The sequence below is a fragment of the Streptomyces sp. BBFR51 genome, from assembly GCF_044591655.1.
In the GTDB taxonomy this organism is placed as follows: domain Bacteria; phylum Actinomycetota; class Actinomycetes; order Streptomycetales; family Streptomycetaceae; genus Streptomyces.
On sequence record NZ_CP172448.1, the window covers coordinates 3,868,853 to 3,883,183 of the forward strand.

The following is a 14,331-nucleotide window of genomic DNA, read 5'->3' on the forward strand; positions in this document are numbered from 1 at the left end:
CGAGAAATCTGGACGTGCCCGGTCCGGAATGTGGCGAGAATTCGCCTGAATTCGGGTCAAGTTGGGTCACGCAAAGGGAACAAAAGCCGCGAAATACGCCCGCACTTTGGCTACTTCTTGTCGGGCGAGCGGCAGGAATCCAGGGTCCCCGACCTTGCGATCGGGAGCGCGTTCCCCAACTCTACCGTGCTCAACCACATGGAATTGCCCCCTCCGTTTCTCTTACGGAGAGGGCAATACGCGCTACGAGGCGTGTCGGCGGATGTCAGCCGCCGGCGACCGCGGGAATGATGGAGACGCCGGCGCCGTCCGGGGTCGCGGTCTGAAGGCCCTGCTCGAAGCGGACGTCGTCGTCGTTGACGTAGACGTTGACGAAACGGCGCAGCTTGCCCTGGTCGTCCAGGACGCGGGCGGCGATGCCGGCGTGGTTCTTCTCCAGGTCGGCGATGATCTCACCGAGATCGGCGCCCTCGGCGCTGACCTCTGCCTTGCCGCCGGTGTAGGTGCGCAGGATGGTCGGGATGCGAACGGTCACGCTCATGCGAGGCCAGCCTCTCGGAAGGAGTCCAGGTTCGGGCGGATGGTGGCGGTCAGGCCGGTGCCGGCCACCGCGTCGAGGGTCTTCAGTCCGTCGCCGGTGTTGAGGACGACGGTGGTGAGCGACGGGTCGAGTACGCCGTTGTCGATCAGCTTCTTCGCCACACCGACCGTCACGCCGCCCGCCGTCTCCGCGAAGATGCCCTCCGTGCGGGCGAGCAGCTTGATGGCGTCCACGACCTGCTCGTCGGTCACGTCCTCCACGGCACCGCCGGTGCGGCGGGCGATGTCGAGGACGTAGGGGCCGTCGGCCGGGTTGCCGATGGCCAGCGACTTGGCGATGGTGTTCGGCTTCTGCGGGCGGACCACGTCGTGGCCCGCCTTGTACGCCGTGGAGACCGGCGAGCAGCCCTCGGCCTGCGCGCCGAAGATCTTGTACGGCCTGTCCTCGACCAGGCCGAGCTCGATCAGCTCCTTCAGCCCCTTGTCGATCTTCGTCAGCTGGGAGCCGGACGCGATCGGGACCACGATCTGGTCGGGCAGCCGCCAGCCGAGCTGCTCGCAGATCTCGTACGCGAGGGTCTTGGAGCCCTCGGCGTAGTACGGCCGCAGGTTGACGTTGACGAAGCCCCAGCCCTCGCCGGCCGGGTCGCCGATCAGCTCGGAGCAGAAGCGGTTCACGTCGTCGTAGTTGCCCTCGATGCCGACCAGCTCACCGCCGTAGACGGCGGCCATGACGACCTTGCCCTGCTCCAGGTCGTGCGGGATGAACACGCAGGAGCGGAAGCCGGCGCGGGCGGCGGCGGCGCCGACGGCACCCGCGAGGTTGCCGGTGGAGGAGCAGGAGAGGGTGGTGAAGCCGAAGGCGCGGGCGGCCTCGATGGCCTGGGCGACGACACGGTCCTTGAAGGAGTGCGTCGGGTTGCCGGAGTCGTCCTTCACGAACAGCTTGCCGGGCTCGACGCCCAGCTCGCGCCCCAGGTTGTCGGCCTTGACGAGCTTGGTCCAGCCGGGGTTGATGTTCGGCTTGGTCGCGACGTCGGCGGGGACGGGCAGCAGCGGGGCGTAGCGCCAGATGTTCGCGGGGCCGGCTTCGATCCGCCCCCGCAGCTCCTCGGTGTCGTAGGCCGAGAAGTCGTAGGCGATCTCGAGGGGGCCGAAACACTCCTCGCAGGCGAAGACCGGTCCGAGCGGGACCTTGTGGCCGCACTCCCGGCAGCTCAGCGCGGCGGCGGGGCCGAGGTCGACGATGCCGTCGGTGGGGTTCGTGGAGGTTTCGGCAGTCTGCACAGCCATGGAGGCGAGGCCCTTTCTCCTCATCTTCCTCACGACGCATCTCGCCGTGAGACGGATTTGGCACCTTCCCTAGTCGGGAGCCTCGCCACGTCTGTGTGACAAGAACCGACTGGAGGGTTGCCGGGGCTTCAACGGGCCGTATCCCTCTGCCCCTCTGGATGAGCGGTATGTGGTTGTTTTTCGGTGGTGCCCGCGGCGACCCCGGCATGCGGTGGTCCCACGCGTTGTTCAAGACTGTAACCGAAGGCCAGGACGGTTGAGATAGTCGTCCGTACCGCGAGATGGATCACAAAGGAGCCCCGGGACGTGCTGGAAGAAGTCGAGCGCTGGCTGAGCGCACGCTCCTGGTCCGTGTCGGACCGGCCGATCCAGCAGCTCCTGTCCGCCAAGAACGCCACCGGGCAGTCGGTCAGCGTGGTGCTGCCCGCCCTGGACGAGGAGGCGACGGTCGGCGACATCGTCACGGTGATCCGGCGGGAGCTGATGCTCCGGGCCCCGCTCGTCGACGAGATCGTGGTCGTGGACTCCGGTTCGGCGGACCGTACGTCGGAGGTGGCCGCGGCGGCGGGCGCGCGCGTCGTGCACCGCGACGCGATCCTCCCGCGCATCCCCGCCGTACCCGGCAAGGGCGAGGTGCTGTGGCGTTCGCTGCTGGTCACCGGCGGCGACATCGTCTGCTTCGTCGACGCCGACCTGCGCGAGTTCTCCGCCGACTTCGTCTCCGGGATCGTCGGCCCGCTGCTCACCGACCCGGGCGTGCAGCTCGTCAAGGCCATGTACGACCGTCCGCTCGGCGCGGCCGCCGGGCAGGGCGGCCGGGTCACGGAGCTGATGGCCCGCCCGCTGCTCAACATGCACTGGCCGCAGCTGGCCGGCTTCGTCCAGCCGCTCGGCGGCGAGTACGCGGCCCGGCGCTCGCTGCTGGAACGGCTCCCCTTCCCCGTCGGCTACGGGGTCGAGCTGGGCATGCTGGTCGACGCCCTGCACCTGGTGGGCCTGGACGCGCTCGCGCAGGTCGACGTCGGGGTCCGCAGACACCGCCACCAGGACGGGCGGGCGCTGGGCCGGATGGCCGCGGCGATCTACCGCACCGCCCAGCTGCGCCTGGCCCGCGGCCACCTGGTCCGGCCGGCCCTCACCCAGTTCGAGCGGGGCGTCGACGGCTTCGAGCCGCGCACCTACGCCGTGGACACCGAGGAACGGCCCCCGATGACGGAGATCGCGGAGTACGCGGCCCGGAAGGTGGCCTGAGCGTCAGCCGGGGACGCCGTCCGACCAGCGCCAGATGCCGCCGGAGTCCTGCCGGCAGGTCAGGTACTCGCCGCCGCGGCCGTGCGTGCTCAGGCCGTGGTGCTTGTTGGCGCAGAACTGGCCGTCGGCGTAGCAGTTGCCCGCGGGGCTCATCAGCTCGCACGCGCCGCTGCCGGTGCCGCCGCCACCCGTACTACCGCCGGTACCGCCCGTGCCGCCGCTCGTGCCTTCGTCCCGTGTCTTCGACGGCTTCGGGGTCGGCTTCGGGGTGTGCAGCAGGCGCCCGGCGCAGTCGCGGCCGTCGCGGGGGACGGTGAACGTCACGGCACCCGATCCGCCGCTCTGCTCGCAGACCTTCTCGCCGCTGCCCCAGGAGGAGGCCCGCTGCCGGGAGCCCTGGAGGCGGACGGTGTAGTCGACCTTCGCCTTCTTGGCGGCGAGGACGGCCGTCCCGATGCTGCGGCCGGTGAGGTCCGGCAGGGTGACGGGGGCCGGGGTCGGGGTGGGCGTCGGGGTCTCGGTGCTCGGGGACGCCTCGGGGGTGGGGCTGCTGCTGGGCGTGGCGGTCGGGGTGGCGGCGGCGGTCGCCTTCGCGGGCCGCGCCTCCGCCTTCGTACCGGCGTCCCCGTCGCCGCAGCCGGCCAGCGCCAGCGCGGAGGCCGCGATCAGCGCCGCCGCGCCGGCGAGTCTGCTCGTGCGCGGGTGTCTCGTGCGCGGGTGTCTCGTGCGTATGGGCATGGTGCGCCCACCCCCCAGAAAGTTGAAATGTGCACCGCACATCCTCAACCTGTTCACATCTTCTGCACAAGACGCGTGACCGAATCGCCGCCGGGTGACCCGTGGGCACGTTTGAGGTTTTGGGGGCCGGGCTAGGTTGACGCGTATGGCTTCAAGCTTCGGTGCTGCTCAGGTGCTGGTCGCCTCCAATCGGGGGCCGGTCTCGTACGAGGTGCGTGAGGACGGGTCGCTGCACGCCAAACGGGGTGGTGGCGGGCTGGTCTCGGGGCTGTCGTCCATCGGGCCGGACGCGGGGGCGCTGTGGGTGTGCTCGGCGCTGGGCGACGGCGACCGCGAGGCGGTGCGGCGCGGGGTCGGCGAGGACGGCGTACGGATGCTGGACGTACCGGCCGACGTGCACGCGGACGCGTACAACGGGATCGCCAACTCGGTGCTGTGGTTCGTGCACCACATGCTCTACCAGACGCCCCTTGAGCCGGTCTTCGACGCGGAGTTCCGGCGGCAGTGGGCCTCCTACGAGGCGTACAACCGGGCCTTCGCCGAGGCGATGGCCGAGGAGGCGGCCGAGGGCGCGGTCGCGATCGTGCAGGACTACCACCTGACGCTGGTGCCGGGCATGCTGCGCGAGCTGCGGCCCGACCTCAGGATCGGCCACTTCTCGCACACGCCGTGGGCCCCGGTCGACTACTTCCGGCTGCTGCCGGACGACATCGCCGAGCAGGTGCTGCGCGGCATGCTCGGCGCCGACCGGCTCGGGTTCCTCACCCGGCGCTGGGCGGACGCGTTCACCGCGTGCTGCGACGCGGTCGTGGGCGGGCTCGGCGGCACGGAGATCGGCGTGCACGGGCTCGGCGCCGACGCGGACTTCCTGCGCGAGCGGTCGCACGAGGCGGACGTCGAGGAGCGGATGGCGGCGCTGCGGCAGGAGATCGGCACGGCTCCCGACGGGAGCGCGCGCCGCACCATCGTGCGGGTGGACCGGACCGAGCTGTCGAAGAACATCGTGCGGGGGCTGCTGGCGTACCGGGAGCTGCTGACGGAGCGGCCCGAGTGGCGCGAGCGGGTCGTGCACGTCGCGTTCGCGTATCCCTCGCGGCAGGACCTCGCCGTGTACCGGGACTACACCGCCGAGGTGCAGCGGGTGGCCCGGTTGGTCAACGACGAGTTCGGGACGGCGGGGTGGACGCCGGTCGTGCTGAATCTCAAGGACGACTTCGCGCGGTCGCTGGCGGCGTACCGGCTGGCGGACGTGGCGCTCGTCAATCCCGTCCGGGACGGGATGAACCTCGTCGCGAAGGAGGCACCGCTCGTCTCCGACGCGGGGTGCGTGCTGGTGCTGTCGCGGGAGGCGGGGGCGTACGAGGAGCTGGGCGAGGACGCGCTGGTGGTGAATCCGTACGACGTGTCGGGGACGGCGCGGGCGCTGCACGAGGCGTTGTCGGTCGCTCCCGGGGAACGGGCGGAGCGGTCGAAGCGGTTGGCCGCGGCGGGGACGGCGTTGCCTCCGGCGCGGTGGTTCCTTGAGCAGTTGGACGCGCTCAGGGGGTGACTGCGGGGGGGGCGGGCCGGCGCTTGCCGGGTGCCGCCCTCTTTTGGGCGGGTGCCGCCTGGGGGTGCCTCCCAGGCCGTTCAGGCACTGGGGGAGGCACGGCTGCCCGCAGCTAGGGCTATGCGGTACGAATGCCCGTAGCCTGGGCCAGGGCCATAAGCAGCCTCACCACGCCCTCCGGGCCTTCCACCACTACGTCGGCGCGCTCCTTGAGGGCCGTTACCTCGTCGCTGCCGCTGCAGACCAGGAGGCCGGGGGTGCCCTCCTGGCGGAGGGTGTCGACCGCGGCGAAGGCGGGGAGGTCGCCGAGGTCGTCGCCGGCGAAGAGGACGGACGCGGCGCCGAGGGAGTGGACGTACGACCGCAGCGCGGCGCCCTTGTCCATGCCGGGTGGGCGCAGTTCCAGGACCATGCGGCCCGGCTCGACGACGAGGCCGTGCCGGGAGGCCAGGTCGGCGAGGGGGGCGCGCAGGGTTTCGAAGGCGGCCTGGGGGTCGGGGGCGCGGCGGGTGTGGACGGCGACCGCGTGGCCCTTCTCCTCGATCCACGTGCCCTGCTGAGCCCCGGACCGCTCCAGCAGCCCGGGCAGCGCGGCGCGGACGGCGGCGACGCCGGGGTGCGGGTCGGGCGTGGTGAGGGTGCCGGTGGCGGCGTCCCAGCGCTCGGCGCCGTAGTGGCCGAGGACGACGAGGTGGTCGAGGCCGGAGATGCCCGCGAAGCCTCCGTGGCGCACCGCGACCTCTGCGGGGCGGCCGGTGATGACCGCGATCGAGGCGACCTTCGGGGCCAGGGCCGCGAGCGCCGGTACGGCCTCCGGGTGGGCGCGGGCCCGGTCCGGGTCGGGCACGATCGGGGCGAGCGTGCCGTCGAAGTCGAGCGCGATCACCGCGCGGTGGGGGTGGGCGAGGAGGGCGTCGAGCCCTTCGCGTCCGGCCGCCGTGGCGGGCGTCGGCAGGGGGTGTGGGGAGTCGTCTCGGGTGGAGTCCTGGTGGCTGCCCATACGGCGAACCTATCCCGCCGGGGCCCGGCCCACGCATCGACCGTGACCCGCGTCCGGGCGTCCCGGACGCCCGGCACGATGTCCCGCCCTGGAGCGGGCAGCCTCAGCGCTCCGTGCGGCGCGACTCGCGTACCCGGCGCAGCCGGTTGACCGTCACCGGGTCGGACGCCAGGGCGCGCGGGTCGTCCAGGAGGGCGTTGAGGAGCTGGTAGTAGCGGACGGGGGCCAGGCCCAGTTCCTCGCGGATCGCGCGCTCCTTGGCGCCGGGGCCGGAAAAGCCCCGGCGTTCCAGTGCGAGGATGCTCCGCTCGCGCGGGGCGAGCGCGGCCGGGTCGGGTTCCGTCATGTACGGCACCGTAACGCCCGGCGCCGACAGCGGCCGCTACCCGACTACTCCGCGCTGCCCGCCCGCATCGCCGTCGCCTGGATCAGGTCGAGCACCTCCTCGGGGCTGCCGCCGGAGGCGACCGCCTGGCCGATGCGCTTCTTGACGTCCGCGCTGACCGAGGCCCAGGACGTCTTGCCGACCGGGTACAGCTCGGAGAGCAGCAGCTCGTCCAGGAACGGCTTGAGGTTCTCGTCCTCCGTCGCGGTGCTCATGACCTGGGACGCGGAGGTGGTCACCGGCAGCAGGTCGTACTCGCGGGAGAAGTCGAGGACGTTCTCCTCGCTGTAGACGAAGTCGAGGAAGTCGCCGATCTCCTCCTGGTGGCCGTTCTTCTTGAAGGCCGTCATCCAGTCGGAGACACCGAGGGTGCTCTTGCTCTCGCCGTCGACGCCGGGGGTGGTCACCATGCCGTACTTCACGCCCTTGTCGGACGCCGCCTTCATCAGCGAGGGGTGGCCGTTGAGCATGCCGACGTCGCCGTTCGCGAAGGCGGCGAAGGCGTCCGCGCGGTTGAGCTTGCCGGGCGCGACCGGGCCGGTGAGGCCCTTGCCGACCAGTTCGTCCTTGAGCCAGGTGAAGGTGGTGACGTTCTGCGGCGAGTCGATGGAGTAGGTGCCGACGTCGTCGGTGTAGCCGCCGTCGCCGCTGAGCATCCACTGCATCGTCTCGGCCTGTGCCTCCTCGGAGCCCAGCGGCAGGGCGTAGGGGTACTTCACGCCCTTGTCCTTGAGCGCCTCGGCGGCCTCGGCGAGGTCGTCCCAGGACTTGGGCGGCGTGACGCCGGCCTCGCTGAAGAGGGTCTTGTTGTAGAAGAGCACCCGGGTGGAGGCGGCGAAGGGCAGCCCGTACTGGACCCCGTTGACCTGGCCGGCGCCGGCGAGCTGGGAGACGAAGTCGGCCTGGACCGGGATGGAGAGCACGTCGTCGGCCCGGTAGAGCAGGTTCTTGTCCGCGTAGTCGGAGTAGGCGCCGATCTGCGCCATGTCGGGCGCCTCGCCGGCCTCGACCATCTCGCGGACCTTGCGGTCGACGTCGTTCCACGAGTAGACGGTGACGTCCACGTGCACGTCGGGGTTCTTCGCCTCGTAGGACTTGACCAGCTCGTCCCAGTAGTTCTTGGAGCTGTTGTCCTTGCCGTCTCCGTAGTCGGCGGCGACGAGCTCGAGGGTCACCTCGCCGGAGTCGCCGGTGAGGCCGCAGCCGCCGAGAACCGCCGTCATGCCCAGCGCGGACACCACCGCGATCGTTCCTGTCCTACGCCGCTGCACCCTGAATCCCCAACCCTGCGTTGTCCGTTTAACGGATTAAGGTCTACACCACGGCAGTGGACTAGACCTCTCCCGGGTAGACGGGCCACACTGTCCCCGTGAGACATGTCATCGCCCTCGATGTGGGCGGCACCGGGATGAAGGCCGCCCTGGCGGGGCCTGGGGGCGAGTTGCTGCACCAGGCGCGCCGGGCCACCGGCCGCGAACGCGGCCCCGAGGCGGTCGTCGCGGGCATCCTCGACTTCGCCGCCGAACTGCGGGCCTACGGCGCCGACCGGTTCGGCGAGCCCGCCGGTGCCGCCGGCGTGGCCGTCCCCGGCATCATCGACGACGAGCACGGCGTCGCCGTGTACGCGGCCAACCTCGGCTGGCGCGACGTACCGCTGCGGACGCTGCTCGGCGACCGGCTCGGCGGCATCCCGGTCGCCCTCGGCCACGACGTGCGCACCGGCGGGCTCGCCGAGGGCCGCATCGGCGCCGGGAAGGGCGCCGACCGATTCCTGTTCGTGCCGCTGGGCACGGGGATCGCGGGCGCCATCGGCATCGACGGCCGGGTCGAGTCGGGCGCCCACGGCTTCGCGGGCGAGATCGGCCACGTCGTCGTACGCCCCGGTGGCATCCCCTGTCCGTGCGGGCAGCGCGGCTGCCTGGAGCGGTTCGCGTCCGCGTCGGCGGTCAGCCAGGCGTGGGCCGACGCCTGCGGCGACCCGGACGCGGACGCCGCCGACTGCGCCAAGGCCGTCGAGTCGGGCGACGCCCGCGCGCTCGCGGTCTGGCAGGACGCCGTGGACGCGCTCGCCGACGGGCTGGTCACCGCGCTCACTCTGCTGGACCCGCGCGTGCTGATCATCGGTGGCGGCCTCGCCGAGGCGGGGGAAACCTTGTTCACACCACTGCGGGACGCCGTCCGGCGGCGCGTCACCTTCCAGAAACTGCCGGAAATCGTCCCCGCGGCACTGGGGGACACCGCCGGCTGCCTGGGTGCCGGGCTGATGGCCTGGGACCTGCTCGGCACCACTCCCACGACCGCGACTCCCCCGGAGGTAACCACCTGATGGCCCCAAGCAAGGTTCTCGCCGGTGCCCGGGTGGTACTGCCCACCGGGACCGTGGACGACGGCCGCGTGATCGTCGACGGCACGCGCATCGCGGACACGGCTCCCCCCGACGCGGAGGTCCTCGACGTCTCGGGCCACTGGGTGGTGCCCGGGTTCGTCGACATCCACAACCACGGCGGCGGCGGCGCCTCCTTCACCGGCGGCACGCCCGAGGACATCCTCAAGGGCGTCGAGACCCACCGCCGGCACGGCACGACCACGGTGGTCGCCTCCGCCGTCACCGGCGAGCTGGACTTCCTCGCCCGGCGCGCCGGGGTGCTCGCCGAGCTGGCCCAGCAGGGCGACATCGCCGGCATCCACTTCGAGGGGCCGTTCATCTCCCCGTGCCGCAAGGGCGCGCACGACGAGCAGCTGCTGCGCGATCCCGACCCGGCGGAGGTGCGCAAGCTGGTCGACGCGGCGCACGGCCACGCGAAGATGGTGACGCTGGCCACCGAGCTGCCGGGCGGCCTGGACTCCGTACGGCTGCTCGCCGAGCACGGCGTGATCGCGGCGGTCGGGCACACCGACGCCACCTACGAGCAGACGGTTCAGGCCATCGACGCGGGCGCCACGGTCGCCACGCACCTCTTCAACGCGATGCCGCCGCTCGGCCACCGCTCCCCCGGTCCGATCGCGGCGCTCCTCGAGGACGAGCGGATCACCGTCGAGCTGATCAACGACGGCACGCACCTGCACCCGGCCTCGCTCCAGCTGGCCTTCCACCACGCGGGCGCCGCCCGGGTCGCCTTCATCACCGACGCGATGGACGCGGCCGGCTTCGGCGACGGCCGCTACCTGCTCGGCCCGATGGAGGTCGAGGTCGCGGACGGTGTGGCCCGGCTGGTGGAGGGCGGCTCGATCGCGGGCTCCACGCTCACCCTGGACCGCGCCTTCAAGCGGGCGGTGACGGTGGACGGGCTGCCCGTCGGGGACGTCGTCGCGGCCATCTCCGCCAACCCGGCCCGGCTCCTTGGCCTGGCCGACCGGGTCGGCTCCCTGGAACCCGGAAGGGACGCCGACCTGGTGGTCCTGGACGACGCCTTCGACCTGGTGGGCGTGATGCGCCGGGGCGCATGGGTGGTCGATCCCCAACTGGGCTGATCCGTCCCCGGGTCCGCCACCCGAGCGATGGCCGGTGGCGGCCCGGGGGCTGGGCCCGCCGCCGTCTGTTTGGCATGATCGTGTCCACACGGCAGCCGCAGGCGATCGGGGGAGGTCGGCCCAGGTGATCCTCACCGTCACACTCAACACCGCGCTCGACATCACCTATCGCGTCCCGGCCCTGAGGCCGCACGCCTCCCACCGGGTCACCGGGGTGACGGAGCGGCCCGGCGGCAAGGGGCTGAACGTGGGCCGGGTGCTGGCGGCCCTCGGGCACGAGGTGACGGTCACCGGCTTCGCGGGCGGCACCACCGGAGACGTCGTGCGCGAGGGACTGACCGGCGTCCACGGGGTGAGCGACGCGCTGGTGCCGGTCGCGGGGTCGACGCGGCGCACCATCGCCGTCGTCGACGAGCGCACCGGCGACACCACCCAGCTCAACGAAGCAGGTCCGGTGGTCGCCCCCGCCGAGTGGAACGCCTTCCTGGAGGCGTACGAGGGTCTGCTCGCCGGCGCCGCCGCGGTGGCCCTGTGCGGCAGCCTGCCGCCGGGCGTCCCGGTGGGCGCCTACGCCGGGCTGGTGCGCACCGCGCGCGCCGCGGGCGTGCCGGTGCTGCTCGACACCAGCGGGGAGCCGCTGCGGCGGGGCCTGGCCGCCCGCCCGGACCTGATCAAGCCGAACGCCGACGAGCTGGCCGAGCTGACCGGTTCGCACGAGCCGCTGCGGGCCACGCAGGCCGCCCGGCGCCGCGGTGCCCGCTCGGTGGTCGCCTCGCTGGGCGCCCAGGGGCTGCTCGCGGTGACCCCGGAGGGCCGCTGGCGGGCCGCGCCGCCCGCCCACGTCCACGGCAACCCGACCGGTGCGGGTGACTCGGCGGTCGCGGGGCTGCTCTCCGGCCTGGTGGAGCACCTGCCCTGGCCGGACCGGCTGGCCCGCGCGGTGGCCCTGTCGGCGGCGACGGTGCTGGCACCGGTGGCGGGCGAGTTCGACCGGGCGGCGTACGAGGAGCTGCTCGGACGCGGCGTCGCGGTGACGGCGGAGGCGGGCGCGGCGTGATGACCGGGCACCGCCCGGGAGCGCCCTAGTCCTTGACCTGGCCCTTCTTCAGGGAGAACTGGTCCAGCAGGACGTTGCACTTGTCGCCGTCGGCGCAGGACAGCGAGATGGTGTTGGTGCCCTTGTTGAGCGTGGGCCAGGCGTAGGTCTTGGTCCAGCCCTTGGCGAAGTCGCCGTCCTCGGCGTGCGCGAAGTTGCCCAGGTTGAGCTTGCTGCCGAACTCCTTGCCGTTGACCGACAGGGTCATCGACTGGTCCTCGCCGGCGGCGCTGTACGTGGTGAAGAGCGTGTAGAGACCGTCCTCGGGGATGCCGTCGACGGTCCAGGTGACCGAGGCGCCCGGCTGGTTGAGGTTGGTCACGTAGACGCCGCCCTCGGACTGGGCGCCCTCGATGTCCGAGGCGAGGGAGGCCGTGCCGCCCAGCCGCATCGCCTTCGCCTCGACGTCCGGCAGCTCGGCCTCCTCCTCCGCGCCGTCGCTGGCGGAGGGGCTCGGCTGGGTGGTCTCGGACTGGGTGGGGGCGGTGTCGCCCCCCGCTTCGTTGCCGCCCTTGTCGTCCTCGGAGCCGCTGCTCGTCATGGCCACGGCGATACCGATCACCACGGCGGCGACGACCGCCACCGCGCCGATCAGGAGACCCTTGGTGTTGGGGCCGCGGCGTCCGCCGCCCCCGCCGTGCCCGGAGGGCTGCTGCGGGCCCGCGGGACCGCCGCCACCGCCAGGGAACGTCTCCGGCGCGGCGTAGTGCGCGTTCGGCTGCCCGTACGCCCCCTGCTGCTGCCCGTAGGCGCCCTGCTGCTGCGGGGCGGCCTGGCCGTAGGCGGCGGTCGGGGCGGTCTGGCCCTGCGGTGCCCCGTACTGCCGTGTGCCGACGGGACGCACCCGGTTGACCGAGTTCGGGTAGCCGTAGCCACCGGACGGCGGCTGGGCCCCGTTGGCCTGCCCGTCGGCGTAGAGGTAGCCGAAGGGGTCGTCGTCCTCGGGCGTGCTCGCGCCGTTGTTGCCGGGCGTCATCCCTAGGTCTCCTAACCAGATGCGGTGCGTGGTGCGGTACGGGTGAGATGGCGAGCCTACCCGTTCCTACTGACCCGAAAGGGTGACTCAGACCGCATCAGCGCGCCGACCTGGTGATCATCCGGCCCGGCGGTGCTGTTTGGGACGAGATCGTTTCTCGACGTACATCCGTTCGTCAGCCGACTTCAGCACTTCGTCCGCCGTCATGCCGCAGTGGGCCCAGCCGATGCCGAAGCTGGCGCCCACCCGCACGGCCCGGCCCTCGGCCCGGATCGGCTGGATGATCTCGCCCCGCAGCCGCACGGCGAGGTCCTGGGCGTCGGCGCGGCCGAGCCCGTTGGCGAGGATCACGAACTCGTCGCCGCCGAGGCGGGCCACCGTGTCGCCGTCGCGCACCCCGCCGCTGAGCCGGCGGGCGACCTCGATCAGTACGGCGTCGCCCGCGTTGTGCCCGAAGCGGTCGTTGATCGACTTGAAGCCGTCCAGGTCGCAGAAGAGGACGGCGAGGCCCTTGGTGCCGTCGTCGCGGCCGTCCTCGGGGGCCACGGCGTGCACATGGTGGTCGAAGGCGCCGTACGGCTCGGTGACGGCGCCGAAGTCGAAGGTGTGGCCGCCGGAGTCGAGCACGGCCGGGTGCCCGTACGCCGCGTCCATGGCGTCGGCCACGGCCGAGTGCGCCGACTGGGGGCGCTGGCACAGCCGCGCGGCGAGGCGGGAGCGCAGCTCGGCGGAGTTGGGCAGGCCGGTGAGGGAGTCGTGGGAGGCGCGGTGGGCGAGCTGGACCTCGTGCCGCTTGCGCTCCTCGATGTCCTCGACGTGGGTGAGCAGGAAACGCGGCCCGTCGGCGGCGTCGGCGACGACGCTGTTGCGCAGCGAGACCCAGACGTAGGTGCCGTCGCGCCGGCCCAGGCGCAGCTCGGCCCGGCCGCCCTCGGCGGAGGTGCGCAGCAGGGTGCCGATGTCCTCGGGGTGCACGAGGTCGGAGAAGGCGTAGCGGCGCATCGCGGAGGCGGGGCGGCCCAGCAGGCGGCACAGCGCGTCGTTGGTGCGCAGGATCCGGCCGTGCTGGTCGCCGCCCATCTCGGCGATGGCCATGCCGGAGGGGGCGTACTCGAAGGCCTGCCGGAAGCTCTCCTCGCTGGCCCTGAGCGCCTGCTGGTCGCGCTCCAGGCGGACCAGGGCGCGCTGCATGTTGGAGCGGAGCCGGGCGTTGCTGATCGCGATGGCGGCCTGGAACGCGTACATCTGCAAAGCCTCGCGGCCCCAGGCGCCGGGGCGGCGGCCGTTGCGCGGGCGGTCCACGGACAGGACGCCGATCAGCTCGCCGCTGTTGCCACCGCCCTGCGGGCCGGGCGCGTACATCGGGGCGAAGAGCCGGTCCGAGGGGTGCCACTCGTCCTCGAAGCGCGGCGCGGGCCCGTCGGTGTACCACTGCGGGACGTCGTCGTCGTCGAGGATCCAGCCCTCGGTGTGGGGTATGAAGATCAGGTCGCCCCACTGCTCGCCCATGTTCAGGCGCCGGTCCCAGGAGTCGCGGGAGCCCGCCCGGCCGGTGATCAGCGCCTCGGCGGCCTGGTTGCCGGCGAACGCGGCGACGACGAGATCGCCGTCGGGGCGGACCAGGTTGACGCACGCCAGCTCGTACCCGAGGGCCTGGACGACGCCGTCGGCGACGGCCTGCAGGGTGTCGGCCAGGCTGCGGGCCTTGTTCATGTCGGCCATGGCCTGGTGCAGTTGCCGCAGGGACGCAAGGCGGACATAGGGTTCCGACTCGGTCTCCATGCTCGCCCTCCCCCCGAGACCTCGCAGTGAATCAAGGGTTGTCTTCGGCGCCTTTACAGATGGTGCCCTTGCAGGTTCCCCGCCACTGAATCACAGCGCGCTGCCCACTCGGTACACAGGGTCAACAATTACCGCTTCTTGTGACTCAAGTCACAGCTAAAGATGAACAATTGAGTGGGGTTCCTGCGTTTTCCCTGTGCGTTTACCGAACGCAAACTTTGTAGGTATGCGCACGCCTCGTTCTGTGGGC

At 72.2% G+C, this 14,331-nt stretch carries 13 protein-coding genes and 1 riboswitch; of the genes, 5 read left to right on the forward strand and 8 right to left on the reverse strand.

From position 1 onward, the window contains the following. Positions 1 to 265: 265 nt before the first annotated feature. Together ACGH7X_RS17515 and thrC are read right to left on the reverse strand one after the other, a co-directional pair. Positions 266 to 541, reverse strand: a complete 276-nt coding sequence (locus tag ACGH7X_RS17515) for a MoaD/ThiS family protein (protein ID WP_399886281.1) — start codon at positions 539 to 541, stop codon at positions 266 to 268. Then, positions 538 to 1,833 (reverse strand): threonine synthase, encoded by a 1,296-nt coding sequence (gene thrC, locus ACGH7X_RS17520; RefSeq protein ID WP_399886282.1) that lies wholly within the window; start codon positions 1,831 to 1,833, stop codon positions 538 to 540. The genes ACGH7X_RS17515 and thrC overlap by 4 nt, the downstream gene beginning before the upstream one ends. A 17-nt stretch (positions 1,834 to 1,850) precedes the next feature. Next, positions 1,851 to 1,998: riboswitch (SAM riboswitch) on the reverse strand. A gap of 141 nt (positions 1,999 to 2,139) precedes the next feature. On the opposite strand from thrC, the gene ACGH7X_RS17525 reads away from it, so the two are divergent. Then, positions 2,140 to 3,084: a glucosyl-3-phosphoglycerate synthase gene (locus tag ACGH7X_RS17525; RefSeq protein ID WP_399886283.1), complete on the forward strand. Its 945-nt coding sequence runs from the start codon at positions 2,140 to 2,142 to the stop codon at positions 3,082 to 3,084. 3 nt (positions 3,085 to 3,087) lie between these two features. Here ACGH7X_RS17525 and ACGH7X_RS17530 read toward each other — a convergent pair whose 3' ends face one another. Continuing rightward, the gene (locus ACGH7X_RS17530) at positions 3,088 to 3,822 is read right to left on the reverse strand and encodes a hypothetical protein (protein ID WP_399886284.1); all 735 of its coding nucleotides are present in this window, start codon (positions 3,820 to 3,822) and stop codon (positions 3,088 to 3,090) included. Positions 3,823 to 3,967: 145 nt separating this feature from the next. Between ACGH7X_RS17530 and ACGH7X_RS17535 the strand changes: the two genes are divergently transcribed. Next, positions 3,968 to 5,371, forward strand: a complete 1,404-nt coding sequence (locus tag ACGH7X_RS17535) for a trehalose-6-phosphate synthase (protein ID WP_399886285.1) — start codon at positions 3,968 to 3,970, stop codon at positions 5,369 to 5,371. Between the two features lie 118 nt (positions 5,372 to 5,489). Here the strand turns inward: ACGH7X_RS17535 and otsB are convergent, their stop codons facing one another. From otsB to ACGH7X_RS17550, 3 genes are all read right to left on the reverse strand, one after another. After that, a complete protein-coding gene (gene otsB / locus ACGH7X_RS17540; RefSeq protein WP_399886286.1) occupies positions 5,490 to 6,371 on the reverse strand; it encodes a trehalose-phosphatase in 882 nt (293 codons plus the stop codon). Positions 6,372 to 6,474: 103 nt separating this feature from the next. Next, on the reverse strand, positions 6,475 to 6,717 hold the full coding sequence (locus tag ACGH7X_RS17545; protein WP_399886287.1) for a DUF3263 domain-containing protein: 243 nt from the start codon (positions 6,715 to 6,717) through the stop codon (positions 6,475 to 6,477). Between the two features lie 44 nt (positions 6,718 to 6,761). Then, positions 6,762 to 7,979, reverse strand: coding sequence for an extracellular solute-binding protein (locus tag ACGH7X_RS17550; protein ID WP_399897118.1), 1,218 nt, complete (start codon positions 7,977 to 7,979; stop codon positions 6,762 to 6,764). Between the two features lie 185 nt (positions 7,980 to 8,164). Between ACGH7X_RS17550 and ACGH7X_RS17555 the strand changes: the two genes are divergently transcribed. The 3 genes from ACGH7X_RS17555 to ACGH7X_RS17565 all read left to right on the forward strand — a co-directional run bounded on the left by ACGH7X_RS17555 (position 8,165) and on the right by ACGH7X_RS17565 (position 11,284). Continuing rightward, entirely contained in the window at positions 8,165 to 9,082 is a 918-nt protein-coding gene (locus ACGH7X_RS17555) for an ROK family protein (protein ID WP_399897121.1), read from the forward strand. Then, the gene (gene nagA, locus ACGH7X_RS17560; protein WP_399886288.1) at positions 9,082 to 10,227 is read left to right on the forward strand and encodes an N-acetylglucosamine-6-phosphate deacetylase; all 1,146 of its coding nucleotides are present in this window, start codon (positions 9,082 to 9,084) and stop codon (positions 10,225 to 10,227) included. Before ACGH7X_RS17555 ends, nagA begins: the two co-directional genes overlap by 1 nt. A gap of 124 nt (positions 10,228 to 10,351) precedes the next feature. After that, complete coding sequence (locus ACGH7X_RS17565; protein WP_399886289.1) at positions 10,352 to 11,284, forward strand: 1-phosphofructokinase family hexose kinase; 933 nt, start codon at positions 10,352 to 10,354, stop codon at positions 11,282 to 11,284. 25 nt (positions 11,285 to 11,309) lie between these two features. On the opposite strand, the gene ACGH7X_RS17570 is transcribed toward ACGH7X_RS17565, so the two are convergent. Further along, positions 11,310 to 12,299, reverse strand: coding sequence for a carbohydrate-binding protein (locus ACGH7X_RS17570; protein ID WP_399886290.1), 990 nt, complete (start codon positions 12,297 to 12,299; stop codon positions 11,310 to 11,312). Between the two features lie 117 nt (positions 12,300 to 12,416). Continuing rightward, positions 12,417 to 14,081 carry a diguanylate cyclase CdgB gene (gene cdgB, locus ACGH7X_RS17575; RefSeq protein WP_399886291.1) on the reverse strand — a complete coding sequence of 555 codons (1,665 nt, stop codon included), beginning with the start codon at positions 14,079 to 14,081 and terminating at the stop codon, positions 12,417 to 12,419. Positions 14,082 to 14,331 lie beyond the last annotated feature (250 nt).